The organism is Pseudomonas sp. QS1027 (assembly GCF_002814235.1).
In the GTDB taxonomy this organism is placed as follows: Bacteria; Pseudomonadota; Gammaproteobacteria; order Pseudomonadales; family Pseudomonadaceae; genus Aquipseudomonas.
Map to the genome: position 1 here is coordinate 155,785 of NZ_PHSU01000016.1, position 15,467 is coordinate 171,251.

Here is a 15,467-nt window from a genome sequence, read left to right on the forward strand (position 1 = left end):
GGCAGCATCGACGCTGCGGCTGCCCGAGTGAACCGTTTGCCGTCATATCCACGAAGTTGAGGCCTGATCTATGCGGATTACTCAAGCGACCCTGGAACATCTGGACCTGCTGACGCCCCTGTTCGTCAAATACCGTGAATTCTACGGCGCACTGCCCTTCCCTGATTCGTCCCGCAGCTTTCTGGAAAAACGCCTACGCCGCAAAGAGTCGGTGATTTACCTGGCGTTGGCCGACGATGACGACAAAAAGGTGCTCGGTTTCTGCCAGCTGTACCCAAGCTTTTCTTCGCTCTCGCTCAAGCGGGTATGGATTCTCAACGATATCTACGTCGCCGAGGACGCCCGTCGCCAGCTGGTGGCCGACAATTTGATGCGCGCGGCGAAGAAAATGGCCCGTGACACCCACGCCGTTCGTCTGCGCGTATCCACCAGCAGCGACAACCTGGTGGCGCAGAAAACCTACGAATCCATTGGCTTTCGCGAAGACAGCGAATTCAAGAACTACGTGTTGCCGATCGACGAAAAGTGATCACCAGACGCGCCCTGTAGGCGCTGGCTTGCCAGCGATAGCGGTAGTGAATATCACATCGCAATCACTGGCAGTCGAGCGTCGACCGGCGCTCTCACAGACGTGTGCATAACCTTCGCCCGACATCCCCCGCTACAAACTCAGCAGGCAGAAATCTCTCCAACTCTTATAATCCCGCTTTCCCACGGAATGTACGAAAAAACTACATTCCTTGTAGTTAACTGCGCATATCTATTTTCCTTGCACGGGTCCGCCGAGTCGGACCGTCCACACAGGTGCCACCCATGGATTTCAACCCGATCGACATAGTCCTGCATCTCGATGTCTACCTCGACATGCTGGTGAACAACTACGGGCCCTGGATCTACGCCATCCTGTTCCTGGTGATCTTCTGCGAAACCGGCCTGGTGGTGATGCCGTTCCTGCCGGGCGATTCGCTGCTGTTCATCGCCGGCGCGGTGGCCGCGGGCGGCGGCATGGACCCGGTGCTGCTGGGCGGCCTGCTGATGCTGGCGGCGATTCTCGGCGACAGCACCAACTACATCATCGGCCGAACGGCGGGCGAGAAACTCTTCAGCAATCCGAACTCGAAGATCTTCCGCCGCGACTATCTGCAGAAGACCCACGACTTCTATGACCGCCATGGCGGCAAGACCGTGACCCTGGCGCGCTTCCTGCCGATCCTGCGGACTTTCGCACCGTTCGTCGCCGGCGTTGGCAAAATGCCTTACCCGCGTTTCTTCATGTTCAGCATCCTCGGCACCATTCTCTGGGTCGGCGGCCTGGTGACCCTGGGTTACTTCTTCGGCAACGTGCCGTTCATCAAGAAAAACCTGTCGCTGCTGGTGATCGGCATCATCCTGCTGTCGCTGTTGCCGATGATCGTCGGCGTGGTCCGTAGCCGCTTCGGCAACACCACGTCCAAAGCCGGCACCCACTGATCCCGTGTGGTCGCTGAGTGCCTGGCGTCGCCGGCGAACCCTGGCCCGCCATCCGGTTACCGATGAAACCTGGCAACGGGTCCGTGAACACCTGAGCTTCCTCGACGGCCTGAGCGCCGCCGAGGATCGCTGGCTGCGGGAGCACAGCGTGCTGTTCCTCGACGACAAGCACCTGAGCGCCTTGCCAGGCGTGGAACTGGACCAGGAAAGCCGCCTGCTGCTGGCGGCCCAGGCGCAACTGCCGCTGCTGCACCTGGGGGACTTGAACTGGTACCAGGGTTTCCATGAAATCGTCCTCTACCCGGACGACTTCCTCAGCCCCCAGCGCCATCGCGACGCCAGCGGCGTGGAACACGAATGGGATGCCGAGCACAGCGGCGAAGCCTGGCAACAGGGCCCGATCATCCTCGCGTGGCCCGGGGTACAGGCCAGCGGTGGCTGGGAAGGCTACAACCTGGTGATCCACGAGCTGGCGCACAAGCTCGACATGCTCAGCGGCAGCGCCAACGGCCTGCCACCGTTGCACGGCGACATGCGCGTGGGCGATTGGGCCAAGGTCATGCAACATGCCTACGACGACCTCAACCGCCAGTTGGACCGCAACCCCGACGCCGACACCGCGATCGATCCTTATGCAGCGGAAAACCCGGCGGAATTCTTCGCGGTGACCAGCGAATATTTCTTCAGTGCCCCGGATATCCTGGCCACCGCCTACCCGCAGGTGTACGAGCAATTGCGCGCGTTCTACCGCCAGGACCCACTGGCGCGGCTGCAACATCTGCAGGCCCACGACCCGCGCTACCAGCCCGAAGCACAAGGCCCCGACGCCACACCGCACCTGTAGGAGCCGGCTTGCTGGCGATAGCAGTCGTCAGCACACCACAGGGCTTCGGGACCTCACACTACCCAGCAGCCCCCGACCAAGGTGGTATTCCACACGTCCCGCCGACCGTGGCATCGCCCCCGGAATATGCCTATAATCCCCGCCACTTTTTGGTCAAACCGGCCAAGTTTTCTGATCAACCAACGGGGGCATCGCCCAATGAGCTATAGCAAGATTCCGGCTGGCAAAGACCTGCCGAACGACATCTACGTCGCGATCGAGATTCCGGCCAACCACGCGCCGATCAAATACGAAATCGACAAAGACAGCGATTGCCTGTTCGTTGACCGTTTCATGGCCACCCCGATGTTCTACCCGGCCAACTACGGTTTCATCCCCAACACCCTGGCTGACGACGGCGATCCCCTCGACGTGCTGGTCGTGACCCCGTACCCGGTCACCCCAGGCTCGGTCATCCGTGCCCGTCCGGTCGGCATCCTGCACATGACCGACGACGGCGGCGGCGACGCCAAGGTCCTCGCGGTCCCGCACGACAAGCTGTCCCAGCTGTACGTCGACGTGAAGGAATACACTGACCTGCCACCGCTGCTGCTGGAGCAGATCAAGCACTTCTTCGAGAACTACAAGGATCTCGAAAAGGGCAAGTGGGTGAAGATCGAAGGTTGGGGCGATGCCGAAGCCGCCCGTGCCGAAATCATGAAGTCGGTCGCCGCTTACAAGGGCTGATCCGCCGCGCCCTGGCGCGAATTGAAAGACCCCGGCTTGCCGGGGTTTTTTTGTGCCTGTTTACCAATAAACAAACAAGAGCTTTAATGGGTAAACACGACGATTCAGATTCAGCTATTTGAGTGTAGGAATTCTGAACAAACCCAATCAGTTCGTGTGCTGGCGGGGACAATTTTTGAACACCTCGTTTATTTAAACAGGTGTAGCACGCCAGTAAACTCTGTGTTCATGAATACATCAGGTGATCGCTTAAGGGCCCTCCTGCGGGAGTGCCACCTATCTGCTTCGGACTTCGCTGCCAACCGGCAAGTGACGCCGCAGCACGTCAATAACTGGTTCAAGCGCGGCATTCCCATGGCGCGACTGGACGAGATAGCCGAGCTGTTGTGCGTCAACAGCCGCTGGCTGCGCACCGGCGACGGCCCCAAGCACCCCGGCGGTTCGGCCAACGAGGCGCAAGGTGAACACGAAGGGATGACGCTCCATGACAGGGAGCCCTACTCGTCCCGTGACGATCTGGCAGCGACCGAGCGCAACGATGTGCAGGTGCCGCTGTACAAGGAGACGCCGACGGCCCCAGGATCGAGCCTGACCCAGGTTGCGATCATCCCCGGGCGCAAGGTACGCCTGCCCTATCGCATCCTGCAGGCCATGGGCGTCGAGCCGGACCAGGCGATTTGCGCGCCCATGACCGGCACTGGCATGGCGGAAAAGATCCAGGACGGCTCCACCATTGCCGTCGATCGCAGCCTGACCCAGGTGGTGGATGGCGAGATCTACGCGCTGGAGCACGACGGCATGTTGCGGGTGAAGTATGTCTATCGCCTGCCGGCGGGGGCCTTGCGGCTGCGCAGCCACAACAGCGCCGAGTACCCGGACGAAGTGTTCACGGCGGAACAGATCGACGAGCAGAACATCCAGATACTGGGTTGGGTGTTCTGGTGGTCGACGTTAAACAAACGACGGCCGCCGGTGCCCTCAAAATAGGGGACAAGACACTTCTTGTCTGAAAACGACAGCTCTGGAGTGAGGTTTTCGCTGGGAATCTGTCGTAAATGCCGGTATTCTGCGCGGCACATTTGGGCAGCGTCCTGCTTCCAGCAGGCCAGATTGCCCACGACGCGGCGCGAGACAACTGCGCGGCGTCCCACAACCAGATTTATTCTGGATGTACATTTTGAAGGCGAGCGAGGCTTACCAAAAATAAGCCAAACCCGTCCCCGAGAAGCCGGCCACAAGCCGGCTTTTTAATGCCTGTTGGAAAGCTGTCTTATTTTCTGAAAGCCGCTGCGAGCTCGCTGGATCGAGGGTTTCGATTGCGCCGGGTCATTGCGAGCCCTCTTCCATGGAGGCGTCATCACCGGCCAGCTCGCGCTCGATCTGCTCGATTTCACGCTCCTGCGCATCGACGGTCAGGCCGAGGAAGTCGAAACGGTAAGGGTCCTTCAGCGACTCACGGACCAGGTCGGAATGCGGTTTGGGCGGGAGACTCTTGAAGTTACTGACCGCCTTGCCACTGCGTTCCAGCAGACCACTCTCGACCTGCATCACCAGAATGTTGCGCGACCAGTTGTGTTCGATGGCCTTGGCGACATACCAGCGGCGGGTTCCGGGACTGGGCAGCTTGTCCAGCAGCACCAGATTGTGGCCCCAGGGCAATTGTGCAGCAGCCTGTTGCACAAATTCCGCGTCCGGCCACGCCTCGGCAAACGCGCGCATGTATTTGAGATTGCGTGGTGAAAAACCCTTCATATCGGGAGAGAACTGCGTGTAAATCTTGCGCCAGGCGCTCAATAACCTTGGTACCCCAGCCCTGCTCTGCCTGACGGGTCAAAATATCGTGGCCGATCTGCCAGTAGAGCAGAACCAGCTCACGGTTCACTGTCAGCGCGGCGAGCTGCTAGACGTTGTGGATGCAGCCTTTGAGGTCGACCAGTCAGTCGCTGTAACCTTCAGGTGGCGTGCTCAGGCTAACAGGAGTATCGCCAATGTCTTTTTCTCGTGTTTTTTCGATTCAGACTTCTCTGCGTTTACCGTCCTCTTCATGACTCCAGATTCAGGCCTTACACAAAGTGACATAAACCTCACCCAACTCCTCCTCGAATAGAACTTTTGAAATAAACCCCGACTCGGGAAATTCCCGAACCAGCGTGGCATTCCAACAATCACTGACAACGCTTGCCAATGCGCCAGCCTCCTCATAGGACATGTCCTCGAAGAAAGCAGTAATTTCCACTAAATTCAGCCAGCCGGCGATTTCTGAGCTTGCCTGCCCCTGAGCAATGCACTCTTGATAGCGATCACTATCAAAGTTTTCCTCTATAAAATAGCTCTCCCCTTTTACAGCAATAGTCGGATGAAACAGCTTGGTAAAAAACAAATAAAAATCACTACTTATGGTGTTCGTCTTCATCACCATATAAAGATATTCGAATTTCGAGAGGCTTCGCCCTCCATTGTCCGCCAGAAAACCCGAATAGCCTTGAGCACAACCTTGATCATCATTCACCCAAGAGCCATCTCCAACTTTAACTTTAAAGACCCCTTTAGACCCCACAAGAGTTTCTCACTCGTATATTTACACCCTACAGCGATAGGTAGAAGATACTTTACAAGGGCATCAACACCGCCCTAAGGCTCCGCAAATCGAATGACTTGTTTGGCACCCTACCAGTCCGCCACTCAATCAGGGTTCTAAGTACAGGGCAACGTCTTCAGAACGCAACGCAATCTGAACAATGGTTTCCCCTTTATCATTTGAAAACTCAATTTCATACACTAACTCCGACGCTGGAAACTCATAAATCACGGTCCCTACTGCCCCTCTGAGCAAACCATGCTCTGGATAATCCACAAGAAGCTTAACAACATCCAATAACTTCAGCACGAACTCGACCTCACCGTACAAAAAGAGTAGTTAATGTCGGAGCATCCGCCCCATCTACATAAATCCACCCAGTGCGAACAACTCCATTTCTTTTTGGACCAACAACTGAAATATCCACTGTAAAACGAGAGCCATGACTATCAACCTTGCCAACAATTGACTCCTGCATCAAAACACCTTTCTTTAGCTGTTTCAGTAAATCGTCTGCATGCTCCACTGTGAAGCCGAGAGCCGACTCAAATACACGAGCTTTATTACCACCCGTCGGATGAACTGGATTCAATGCATAGCTTGTCAGTTTTCTTTTATCAATAATTGCTCGGCTAGCACCTCGTAGAACACCCGCGCTTATTGGCGCTACGCCAACTTTAGGCTTGAGCGCCTTTGGGCGCTCAAGCTCAACAACCTGCGCCCCAGCCCCCTTCCCTTCGGCCCTTCCCGCCTTTTTGATTCTAGCGTTCTTGAGGCCTTGGCCGAGCCGTTTCAGTCCAGTGCCCAGACGTTGCGTCAATGCCAGGTTGCGCACCGACGCCGCGCCTTTCGCCGCTAAACCGGCACCACCGCTGTGCATGACCAAGAGCCCGATCAGCACAATCTCGAAGACCACCGCGCCGCTGAACTCGGCGATCTCTTCGCGGTTCTGGGCTTTTACATAGTCGACGGCAAATCGCGCCAGCAGGTCCCGGCTCGGCCCGTCCTCCATCACGAAGCACGCCGTTTCGTAGCTTTCGGCCAATTGTTCACGGGTGATCTTGCTTGGGTCGAAGCCCAGGGCCTCTACCAGTTCGCGATGCTGCTCCTGGGAAAAGCCGTTGCGAAAGGAGGCGATCCAACTGCCGCCATTGGAGGCATCAGCGTTCCAAGCCGCCACCACAAAATTGGAAAAGGTAACGAAGGGATTGATCAGATCGCCATATTCCTTGACGCTCTCGACCAACCCCCAAGCGCCAAGCGCCATAAAGCGCGCCCTTGCCTATCGCTAAATGGGTATAAAACGCGTTGGCGGCAAAACTGTGCTCATCCTGAATGGCCGCCAACGCCGCCGCTTCGGCACGTTCTGCCTCGAGAATCGCCTCCAACGCGGCCTGCACCTCGGCACGGCTGCGGATCACCATCCCTTCGGTGTCGACCTCCGCCAGCATCTGCGCCTGATAAGCCCCATCGGGAATGCTGCCGACAAACCGGCTGTACTCATCCAACCGTGTCCGAATGGGCTCGCCGCCGGCCGGGGTCAGCACGCAAGGCAAATCACACCCCGAGCCTTCGCCGTTATCCCAGATGAACTTCAAACCGATATGGCAGGTGCTGGTCGGAATCTGGCGCTCAATGGTCCGCTTTGCCTGGCTGTAGAAGTCGCCGTTATAAGGCTCTGGGGGCGGCGCGCGACGCTCAGTATTACGCGACGGCAAAGGAATACACGGGCCGGGCGTGGGCGAATAATTGCCCCTGGAATCGTAATGGCCCACGGTTAACGAGATCCCTGTTTCAACGGTCGTTCACTCCTTGAGAGGGACCGACAAAAACAGAAAATCAGCTATCCGGCCCAGTCGTCGAAGCTTACGGTCGGGGCCAAAAGGAAGTGACCGCATTGCGTGCCAGACAACTCAACGCCAACTGTAGGAATCCAACCTTAAGACCCACTCAACAAGCAGGCAGCCCCACCGAGATACCGCTACAATCCCGCCGAGTGATTGCCCAAGCAGCTCACTAACGTGCCAAGTCCTGCTCTCCACCTCGCGGTGTTCCCTGGCACCCACCGCCGCCGCCCCGGGCTATTTCCGGTGGCTGGCTGAACAGGCTTGCCCGAACATGACGCTCCTGCACATCCCCACCCTGCTGCTGGTCTCGGTCTTCATCTTCTGCCTGATGGGGTTGCTGAGCCTGCACGCCTGGATGCGTGAAACCCGCGAACGCTGCCTCGCCTACCTGGGCAGCATGATGTTGCTGGCGTCCCTCGGCGTCCTGCTGGTGAGCTTGCGCGGCCTGGGCGTCGACTTTGTGCCGCTGATAATCGGCAACGTGGTCCTGTTGCTGAGCGCGGCGATGAACTGGACCGCCATGCGGGTGTTTGCCGGACGCGCGCCCTCGGTTCCGGGCATGCTCGCAGGCGCACTGGTCTGGCTGGCGCTGTGCCCGCTGCCAGACTTCCTGGAGTCGCTGACATTGCGGGTGGCCGCCTACTCGGCTCTCGCGGCCTGCTACGGTGGGCTGACCCTGCTGGAGTTCTGGCGCAGTCGCCACAGCCTCGAAGCCTCCTACCTGCCCGCCCTGACCCTGACGGCGCTGAACACCCTGTTCTACTGCGTGAGGATCTTTGTCGATGCTGGCATGGGCCTGGACCAGGCGCTTGTGGGCAGTGGCGAAGGCGTGCCGTTTTTCTCCTTCATGCTGTTCGAATCCATGCTTTATGTGGTCGGGATCGGCTACGTGACCCTGACCATGGTCAAGGAGCGCGCCGAACGCCAGCTCAAGGCCGCGGCCTACAGCGACCCCCTGACCGGCGTCGGCAACCGGCGGTCATTCATGCACAAAGGCGAAAAGCTGCTGGCCGACTGTGGGCGTCAAGGCACGACAGCGGCACTGCTGCTCTGCGACCTGGACCACTTCAAGCGCCTGAACGACACCTTCGGCCATGCCGTGGGCGACCAGGCGTTGATCGCCTTCAGCCGGGTGACGACGCACATCCTGCGCCCGGCGGATGTCTTCGGGCGTATTGGTGGGGAGGAGTTTGCCTGCGTGCTGGGTAATAGCGACGAAACCAGCGCGCTTGAAGTGGCGGAGCGGATTCGCGCCGGGTTTGCCGGGCTGACGCTACTGGAACCCGGATTTCTCAGCGTGAGTATCGGGCTGGTCACCACAGGGGAATCCGGGTACGAACTCTCGCGGTTGCTGTCGGTGGCGGATGAGGCGCTTTACGCGGCCAAGGGGAAAGGCCGCAATCGAGTAGAGATTGCTGAAAGCTAGCCCTGCGGCAACACCACCAATCGCTGCCCCTGCACTGTCGCCGTCATCTGCCCGGCGTCGGCCCAGGCCAGCAGGCAATCGGCAATCGCCGGTTCCAGCTCGACCCGCACCCTGCGCACCAGGTCGCGGGCACCGAAGCGCGGATCGTGATCGCGTCCCAACCAGGCACGGGCCGACTCGTCCACCCACAGTTGGCGATGCGGCCCCAGGCGCTGATTGAGTTTGCTCAGTTCGATATCCAACAGTGCGTCGAGCCAGCGACCCTCGATGCGTTCGAACACCAGGATACGATCGATCCGGTTGAGGAATTCCGGCTCGAAACGGCTGTGCAACGCCCGCTCCAGCAGCCGTGATTCAGCCTCGGCGAACCAGCCCAGCAAACGTCTCCAGCCCCCACTCAAACGCTGCCGTCGAGCGTTGGCCTGGCGCGCCCCGATGTTGCTGGTCATGAAGATCAGGCTGTTACGAAAATCCAAAGTACGGCTGCCGCCCGCCAGGGTCAGCCTGCCACTTTCCAGAATCCCCAACAGGCTGCGCAACACCTCGTCGCTGGCCTTTTCCAGCTCATCAAACAGGACGATGCCCGGACGACTGTAAGTGCCCTCGATCAACTCACTGTCGAACAGGCTGACGCCTTCCTTGCTGCCCACATAACCCGGCGGCGCCCCGGTCAGCGCCGCTGCGTAATGCTCCTGGGCCAGGGTCTGCATATCGATGCGGCACATCGCATCGCTACGACCATGAATGGCCTGGGCCAGCAGACGGACGATCTCGGTCTTGCCGACGCCGGTCGGGCCCATGAACAGGTTGACCCCAAGCGGCCGCTCGCGGTCGCCGATGTCCGCCTTGAGCACCTTGAGCTGCGCCTCCACCGCCGCCAGCGCCGCGTCCTGGCCGACGATGCGCTTGTGCAGCAGCGCCATCACCTGCTGCGGTTCGAAGACGAACCGCGAGGTCAGCGGGCGCACCTCGGGCGGCCCCGGCGCGGGGACCTGCTGGATCGATGACATGTTTCAGCCCGCGGTCTTTTCTTTACCGCCGTGGGGCAATTGCCCCACCGGGCAGTCCGCCACGCCCACCGTGCGCCGGGTGATGTTCTCTACATTCTCCCGGGCCTTCTCCGCATCCAGGACCCAGGTGCGGTAGAACTCGAACGGGCAGTCGGCGATACCCTTGTCACCATCGCCGGAATCGTAGATGCCGGTGTAGCCACGGTGCAGCAGCTTGAACAGATGGTTCTGCGACTGGTCGTTGGCCCGCGCATCACGGATCTGCGAGATCGACAGTTGGGCGTACTGGATGCCCATTTCCTCCTCGCCACACTCGCCCAGGGTCCGGCCGTCGAAACCGATGATCGCCGAGTGCCCGAAGTACGAATACACCCCGTCGAAACCCGCGGCGTTGGCCACCGCGACATAGCAGTTATTGGCCCAGGCCATGCTCTTGGACATCTGCACCTGCTGCTCCTTGGCCGGGTACATATAGCCCTGGCAGCGGACGATCAGCTCCGCCCCCTTCATCGCGCAGTCGCGCCAGATCTCCGGGTAGTTGCCGTCGTCGCAGATGATCAGGCTGATCTTCATGCCCTTGGGGCCGTCGCAGACATAGGTGCGGTCGCCGGGGTACCAGCCTTCGATAGGACACCAGGGAATGCACTTGCGATAGCGCTGGACGATCTGCCCCTGATTGTCGATCAGCACCAGGGTGTTGTAGGGCGCCTTGTACGGGTGTTGCTCGTGGCGTTCGCCGGTCAGGGAAAACACGCCCCAGGTATTGGCCTCGCGACAGGCCGCGGAAAAGATCGCGGTCTCTTCGCCGGGAATGGTCGCGGCGGTGGCCATCATCTCGTCATGGTCATAGAGGATGCCCATGGTGCTGTACTCGGGGAACACCACCAGATCCATCCCGGGCAGCCCCTGCTTCATGCCCTTGATCACCTCGGCGATCTTGCGGGCATTGTCGATGACCTCGGCCTTGCTGTGCAGGCGCGGCATCTTGTAGTTCACGACAGCAACACCGACGGTATCCGGGCTGCTGGAAATGTCGCCATGGCGCATGGAGAAAAACCTCTGTCAGTGACTGATCATCCAGGGCCGTGGCCCGGTCTTGCTCTTGAGTCCCAGGGGATTGGCCTTGGTCGGCACCACCGGTTTGCTTGGCGCACAGCAACCGCAACCCTTGGGATGACGCCGCTGCTGGTACTCGGCGACGGTCTGCGGTGCATGGGCGCTGCGCTCGTTGGTGGCGATGGCCTGGCGCTGGCTGCTCGACAGGCAGTTCAAGGCCGGCGCCGAGAGCTGCAAGCCACCGCCAGCGCCGCCGCAATAGGGGCACTGGCAAGGTTCATGGCGTTGGTTCATGGGTCGCAGCATGGTGAAGGTGCCGCAGGCCTGGCATTGATATTCGTAGGTCGGCATGGTCCGTTCTCCCGGCGTGTTGAGCCTTACAGATCGTGGGCGATAGGCAGGTCGATGCTGCCGTCCAGGTGCTTGATCGGGCCGTTGGCGTTGGGGTTGATATCGAAGTCGAAGATCTCGGTCGGCAACCACAAGGTCGCGCAGGCATTGGGGATATCCACCACGCCGCTGATATGGCCCTGCACCGGCGCCGATCCCAGCAACGCGTAACCCTGGGCCGGGGAGTAGCCGAACTTGGTCAGGTAGTTGATCGCATTGAGGCAGGCCTGGCGGTAGGCGACGTTGACGTCCAGGTAGTGCTGCTGGCCGCTCTCGTCCACCGAGATGCCTTCGAAGATCAGGTAGTTCTTGTAGTTCGGGGTAATGGGGCTTGGCTTGAACACCGGGTTCTTGATCCCGTACTTGGCCATGCCGCCCTTGATCAGCTCGACCTTCATGTGTACCCAGCCGGCCATCTCGATGGCGCCACAAAAGGTGATCTCGCCGTCGCCCTGGCTGAAGTGCAGATCGCCTACCGACAGGCCGGCGCCGTTGACGTAGACCGGGAAGAAGATCTTCGAGCCGCGGGACAGGTCCTTGATATCGCAGTTACCGCCATGCTCGCGCGGCGGCACGGTGCGGGCGCCAGTGGCGGCGGCGTCATCGCGGGCCTGTCCCTTGAGTTTGCCCATGTGTGCGGTGGCGGCCAGTGGCGCGTTGGCCAGGGGCGGTACGCGGGTCGGGTTGGTGTCGATCAGTTCCTGTTCGCGGCGGTTCCAGTCGGCGAGCATCAGCGGATCCGGCAGGCAACCGATCAGGCCGGGGTGAATCAAGCCGGCGAAGTTGACCCCGGGGATGTGCCGCGAACTGGTGAACATGCCTTTGAAATCCCAGATGGCTTTCTGTGCGCTGGGGAAATGGTCGGTGAGGAAGCCGCCGCCGTTCTGCCGCGAGAAGAAACCGTTGAAGCCCCACTGGGACTCGGCCTTGGCGCCGATGTCCAGCAGGTCGACCACCAGCAGGTCGCCGGGCTCGGCGCCATGTACGCCGACCGGGCCGGAGAGGTAGTGCACGGTGGAAAGGTCGATATCGCGCACGTCGGAAGCGTCGTCGTTGTTCTTGATCGCCCCGGCGGTCCAGTCGTAGGTTTCGAGAATGAAGTCATCCCCCGGCTTGACCCAGCAGGCCATCGGAATGTCCGGATGCCAGCGGTTGTGGATCTGCTCGTTCTCGGTGGCGGGCTGGTTGAGGTCGACTTTGATCAAGGTATCGGTCATGGCAAAGCTCCTGGACAGTAGGGATGTGCAGCGTTGCTGGCAGTCTCGAATGGCGACGCGAATCGGCCAATACGTCGGATGACGTAGCCCCTCGCAACACCGCAATCTGTAGGAGCCGGCTTGCTGGCGATAGCGGCCGAACAGGCGATGCAAGGCTCAAGGGCCTCATCGCCAGCAAGCCGGCTCCTACAGGGGATCGTGTTGACCGGGGGTTCGAGTCCGGGTCAAGACGGCGCCTACAGAGGGTAGATGTCTATACGGAGAGGTAACGGCTGATCGTCGCCTCGTCGACCTTGTCGCGGGTTTCCTCGATGACGAAACGCCCCTTCTCGATCACCAGAAAGCGGTCGGCAATTTCCAGGGTGAAGGACAGCACCTGTTCCGAAACCACGATGGTCAAATCCCGCAGCGTGCGGATTTCCTTCAGGGTCCGGGCGATGTCCTTGATGATCGACGGCTGGATGCCTTCGGTGGGTTCATCCAGCAGCAACACCTTGGGATTGGTCGCCAGCGCCCGGGCAATCGCCAGTTGCTGCTGTTGTCCGCCCGAGAGGTTGCCGCCCTTGCGCGAACGCATGTCGTGGAGCACCGGGAACAACGCATAGAGGTCTTCCGGCACCTGGCCCCGGGCCGAAGCCGGCAAGCCGGTCTGGATATTTTCCAGCACCGTCATGCTGGGAAAGATCATCCGCCCCTGGGGCACATAGGCGATGCCGTGCTCGACCCGCTCGTGGGTCTCAAGGCTGGAGACCTCACGCCCATCGACACTGACCTGCCCACCCCACTGCGGAAGAATGCCCATCAGGCTCTTGAACAGCGTGGTCTTGCCCATGCCGTTGCGCCCCATCACGGCGACGATTTCCTGCTTGGCCACAACCAGGTCGAGGTCATGGAGAATCTGGCTCTGGCCGTAGCCACAGGACAGTTTGTTGATGTTGAACATGCCTGCTTCCTCAATGGCCCAGATAGACTTCGATGACTTTCGGGTTGCTCTGCACCGACTCCATGCTGCCCTCGGCCAGCACCTTGCCCTGGTGCAGCACGGTGACCTTGTGGGCGATGCTCTTGACGAACTCCATGTCGTGCTCGATCACCAGCACCGAACGGCCCAGGCTGATGCGCTTGAGCAACTCGGCGGTCTGCACCCGCTCGTTGACGCTCATCCCCGCGACGGGTTCGTCGAGCATCAGCAGGTCGGGGTTCTGCATCAGCAGCATGCCGATCTCCAGCCACTGCTTCTGGCCGTGGGACAGCAGGTCGGCCTGTTGCTCCAGCAGGTCGCCGAGAAAGATCTCCCGGGCCACCTCTTCCACCCGCGCAATCACCGCCGCGCTGCGCTTGAAGAACAACGCGCTAAACACCTTGCGCCCGGCCGGATAGGACATTTCCAGGTTCTCGAACACCGTGAGGTTTTCGTAGATCGACGGGTTCTGGAATTTGCGCCCGACCCCGGCGCGGACGATGTTGTACTCGTGCATCCTGGTCAGCTCTTTCCCGTCGAACTGGATGCTGCCGCTGGTGGCGCGGGTCTTGCCGCAGATCAGGTCGAGCACCGTGGTCTTGCCCGCGCCATTGGGCCCGATCACCACCCGCACTTCATTGCGGTCGATATACAGGTTGAGGTTGTCCACCGCCTTGAAACCGTCGAAGGACACCGTCAGTCCCTCGATGGCCAGCACCGGTTTGTTCATCTGAAAACCGATGGCGGTCATGGCTGTGTCTCCAGGGAAGGACGTTCAGGGGCCGGGGCTTTCGGTTCGACACGCACGGCCTGCGGCAAGGACGTAGCCACCGGTTGTGAGCGAGGAGAACGTCGCAGCAATCGAGCAAGAGCCTGGCGACCATGACTGTCCCAGAGCCCGGCCAGGCCATTGGGGAAGTACATGACCACGGCAATGAACAGCCCGCCCATCAGGTACAGCCACAGCTCGGGAAAGGACTCGGAGAAATAGGTCTTGCCGTAGTTCACCAGCAAGGCCCCATACACCGCGCCGAGCAGCGACATACGCCCGCCGACCGCGGTAAAGATCACCATCTCGATGGACGGCACGATGCCGACGAAGGTGGGCGACATAAAGCCCACCTGCAAGGCGAACATCGCGCCGCCAATGGCCGAGAAACCGGCGGCGATGCAGAACACGAATATCTTGAAAGTGGCCACGTCATAACCGGAGAAGCGCACCCGCTCCTCCTTGTCGCGCATCGCCATCAGCAAGCGCCCCAGCTTGGAAGCCAGGACAAAACGGCCGATAAAAATGCAGCCGAACAGCAGCGCCGCATTGATGAAATACAGCACCAGCTTGGCGCTGTCGGTGCGCAGGTCCCAGCCGAGCAGCGTCTTGAGATCGGTGATGCCATTGACCCCACCACTCAAGCCCTGCTGACCGACAATCAGCACCGTAAGAATCAGCGCGATAGCCTGGGTCACGATGGAGAAATACACATCCCCGACCCGTCGCTTGAACAGCGCCATGCCGATGATAAAAGCCAGCAACACTGGCACCACAATCACCGCCAGCAACGTGAAGCTGAAACTATGAAACGGCACCCAGAGCCAGGGCAGTTCGGTGATCTGGTTCCAGTCCATAAAGTCCGGAATCCCTGGCGTGGTCTGGATCTTGGTGCTGACCGGATCGGAGGCTTCCAGCTTGAGAAACATCGCCATGCAGTAGCCGCCGACACCGAAAAACACGCCCTGCCCGAGACTGAGAATGCCGCCATACCCCCAGCACAACACCAGGCCGACGGCGACGAAAGCGTAGGTCAGATACTTGCCCACCATGTTCAACCGGAAGGCATCCAGGGTCAGTGGGAACACCACGAAAATCAGCAGCGCCAACAGCGCCACGCCGAGCAGGTTCGGCTTGCCTGCCAGCATCTTGTCTAGAACGTTCATCGGCTCG

General features: G+C 60.0%; 17 protein-coding genes and 1 pseudogene. 6 read left to right on the plus strand and 12 right to left on the minus strand.

Translation table 11 applies throughout. The features are described 5' to 3' along the window. Nucleotides 1–70 precede the first annotated feature (70 nt). The 5 genes from CWE01_RS16245 to CWE01_RS16265 all read left to right on the plus strand — a co-directional run bounded on the left by CWE01_RS16245 (nucleotide 71) and on the right by CWE01_RS16265 (nucleotide 4,027). The gene (locus CWE01_RS16245) at nucleotides 71–529 is read left to right on the plus strand and encodes an N-acetyltransferase (protein ID WP_100941551.1); all 459 of its coding nucleotides are present in this window, start codon (nucleotides 71–73) and stop codon (nucleotides 527–529) included. A gap of 284 nt (nucleotides 530–813) precedes the next feature. Continuing rightward, nucleotides 814–1,470, plus strand: a complete 657-nt coding sequence (locus CWE01_RS16250; protein WP_100941552.1) for a DedA family protein — start codon at nucleotides 814–816, stop codon at nucleotides 1,468–1,470. A gap of 4 nt (nucleotides 1,471–1,474) precedes the next feature. After that, nucleotides 1,475–2,314 (plus strand): zinc-dependent peptidase, encoded by an 840-nt coding sequence (locus CWE01_RS16255; RefSeq protein WP_100941553.1) that lies wholly within the window; start codon nucleotides 1,475–1,477, stop codon nucleotides 2,312–2,314. A 198-nt stretch (nucleotides 2,315–2,512) separates the two neighbouring features. Then, nucleotides 2,513–3,040, plus strand: a complete 528-nt coding sequence (gene ppa, locus CWE01_RS16260; protein ID WP_100941554.1) for an inorganic diphosphatase — start codon at nucleotides 2,513–2,515, stop codon at nucleotides 3,038–3,040. A 228-nt stretch (nucleotides 3,041–3,268) separates the two neighbouring features. Then, the gene (locus CWE01_RS16265) at nucleotides 3,269–4,027 is read left to right on the plus strand and encodes a helix-turn-helix transcriptional regulator (protein ID WP_177410483.1); all 759 of its coding nucleotides are present in this window, start codon (nucleotides 3,269–3,271) and stop codon (nucleotides 4,025–4,027) included. A 339-nt stretch (nucleotides 4,028–4,366) separates the two neighbouring features. Here CWE01_RS16265 and CWE01_RS16275 read toward each other — a convergent pair. The 5 genes and pseudogenes from CWE01_RS16275 to CWE01_RS16295 form a co-directional block, all read right to left on the minus strand. Next, nucleotides 4,367–4,922: pseudogene (locus CWE01_RS16275) on the minus strand (DUF1016 N-terminal domain-containing protein). A 174-nt stretch (nucleotides 4,923–5,096) separates the two neighbouring features. Beyond that, the gene (locus tag CWE01_RS16280) at nucleotides 5,097–5,549 is read right to left on the minus strand and encodes a hypothetical protein (RefSeq protein ID WP_100941557.1); all 453 of its coding nucleotides are present in this window, start codon (nucleotides 5,547–5,549) and stop codon (nucleotides 5,097–5,099) included. A gap of 177 nt (nucleotides 5,550–5,726) precedes the next feature. Continuing rightward, complete coding sequence (locus CWE01_RS16285; RefSeq protein WP_100941583.1) at nucleotides 5,727–5,927, minus strand: DUF4926 domain-containing protein; 201 nt, start codon at nucleotides 5,925–5,927, stop codon at nucleotides 5,727–5,729. A 10-nt stretch (nucleotides 5,928–5,937) separates the two neighbouring features. Continuing rightward, entirely contained in the window at nucleotides 5,938–6,885 is a 948-nt protein-coding gene (locus tag CWE01_RS16290; protein ID WP_177410484.1) for a DUF6883 domain-containing protein, read from the minus strand. Then, on the minus strand, nucleotides 6,779–7,393 hold the full coding sequence (locus CWE01_RS16295) for a hypothetical protein (protein ID WP_157815227.1): 615 nt from the start codon (nucleotides 7,391–7,393) through the stop codon (nucleotides 6,779–6,781). Before CWE01_RS16295 ends, CWE01_RS16290 begins: the two co-directional genes overlap by 107 nt. A gap of 343 nt (nucleotides 7,394–7,736) precedes the next feature. On the opposite strand from CWE01_RS16295, the gene CWE01_RS16300 reads away from it, so the two are divergent. Then, nucleotides 7,737–8,891, plus strand: coding sequence for a GGDEF domain-containing protein (locus CWE01_RS16300; RefSeq protein WP_100941560.1), 1,155 nt, complete (start codon nucleotides 7,737–7,739; stop codon nucleotides 8,889–8,891). On the opposite strand, the gene CWE01_RS16305 is transcribed toward CWE01_RS16300, so the two are convergent. From CWE01_RS16305 to urtC, 7 genes are all read right to left on the minus strand, one after another. Continuing rightward, entirely contained in the window at nucleotides 8,888–9,901 is a 1,014-nt protein-coding gene (locus CWE01_RS16305; RefSeq protein ID WP_256579367.1) for an AAA family ATPase, read from the minus strand. The two genes, CWE01_RS16300 and CWE01_RS16305, sit on opposite strands and share 4 nt — an antisense overlap. A 3-nt stretch (nucleotides 9,902–9,904) precedes the next feature. Then, nucleotides 9,905–10,948 (minus strand): aliphatic amidase, encoded by a 1,044-nt coding sequence (locus CWE01_RS16310; protein WP_100941561.1) that lies wholly within the window; start codon nucleotides 10,946–10,948, stop codon nucleotides 9,905–9,907. Nucleotides 10,949–10,963: 15 nt separating this feature from the next. After that, the gene (locus tag CWE01_RS16315) at nucleotides 10,964–11,308 is read right to left on the minus strand and encodes a zinc ribbon domain-containing protein (RefSeq protein WP_100941562.1); all 345 of its coding nucleotides are present in this window, start codon (nucleotides 11,306–11,308) and stop codon (nucleotides 10,964–10,966) included. 26 nt (nucleotides 11,309–11,334) lie between these two features. Continuing rightward, nucleotides 11,335–12,564 (minus strand): formamidase, encoded by a 1,230-nt coding sequence (gene fmdA, locus CWE01_RS16320; RefSeq protein WP_100941563.1) that lies wholly within the window; start codon nucleotides 12,562–12,564, stop codon nucleotides 11,335–11,337. Between the two features lie 253 nt (nucleotides 12,565–12,817). After that, complete coding sequence (gene urtE, locus CWE01_RS16330) at nucleotides 12,818–13,507, minus strand: urea ABC transporter ATP-binding subunit UrtE (protein WP_100941565.1); 690 nt, start codon at nucleotides 13,505–13,507, stop codon at nucleotides 12,818–12,820. Nucleotides 13,508–13,517: 10 nt separating this feature from the next. Then, nucleotides 13,518–14,276, minus strand: coding sequence for an urea ABC transporter ATP-binding protein UrtD (gene urtD, locus CWE01_RS16335; RefSeq protein ID WP_100941566.1), 759 nt, complete (start codon nucleotides 14,274–14,276; stop codon nucleotides 13,518–13,520). Continuing rightward, complete coding sequence (gene urtC, locus CWE01_RS16340; protein ID WP_100941567.1) at nucleotides 14,273–15,460, minus strand: urea ABC transporter permease subunit UrtC; 1,188 nt, start codon at nucleotides 15,458–15,460, stop codon at nucleotides 14,273–14,275. Before urtC ends, urtD begins: the two co-directional genes overlap by 4 nt. Nucleotides 15,461–15,467 lie beyond the last annotated feature (7 nt).

What these genes read in the sequence shown, in the direction of transcription:
- CWE01_RS16245 (WP_100941551.1), top strand. Translation starts at nt 71, where the DNA reads ATGCGGATTACTCAAGCGACCCTGGAACATCTGGACCTGCTGACGCCC.
- CWE01_RS16310 (WP_100941561.1), bottom strand. Translation starts at nt 10,948, where the DNA reads ATGCGCCATGGCGACATTTCCAGCAGCCCGGATACCGTCGGTGTTGCT.
- CWE01_RS16315 (WP_100941562.1), bottom strand. Translation starts at nt 11,308, where the DNA reads ATGCCGACCTACGAATATCAATGCCAGGCCTGCGGCACCTTCACCATG.
- urtC (WP_100941567.1), bottom strand. Translation starts at nt 15,460, where the DNA reads ATGAACGTTCTAGACAAGATGCTGGCAGGCAAGCCGAACCTGCTCGGC.
- CWE01_RS16290 (WP_177410484.1), bottom strand. Translation starts at nt 6,885, where the DNA reads ATGGCGCTTGGCGCTTGGGGGTTGGTCGAGAGCGTCAAGGAATATGGC.
- ppa (WP_100941554.1), top strand. Translation starts at nt 2,513, where the DNA reads ATGAGCTATAGCAAGATTCCGGCTGGCAAAGACCTGCCGAACGACATC.
- fmdA (WP_100941563.1), bottom strand. Translation starts at nt 12,564, where the DNA reads ATGACCGATACCTTGATCAAAGTCGACCTCAACCAGCCCGCCACCGAG.
- CWE01_RS16300 (WP_100941560.1), top strand. Translation starts at nt 7,737, where the DNA reads ATGACGCTCCTGCACATCCCCACCCTGCTGCTGGTCTCGGTCTTCATC.
- CWE01_RS16265 (WP_177410483.1), top strand. Translation starts at nt 3,269, where the DNA reads ATGAATACATCAGGTGATCGCTTAAGGGCCCTCCTGCGGGAGTGCCAC.
- CWE01_RS16305 (WP_256579367.1), bottom strand. Translation starts at nt 9,901, where the DNA reads ATGTCATCGATCCAGCAGGTCCCCGCGCCGGGGCCGCCCGAGGTGCGC.
- urtD (WP_100941566.1), bottom strand. Translation starts at nt 14,276, where the DNA reads ATGACCGCCATCGGTTTTCAGATGAACAAACCGGTGCTGGCCATCGAG.
- CWE01_RS16250 (WP_100941552.1), top strand. Translation starts at nt 814, where the DNA reads ATGGATTTCAACCCGATCGACATAGTCCTGCATCTCGATGTCTACCTC.
- urtE (WP_100941565.1), bottom strand. Translation starts at nt 13,507, where the DNA reads ATGTTCAACATCAACAAACTGTCCTGTGGCTACGGCCAGAGCCAGATT.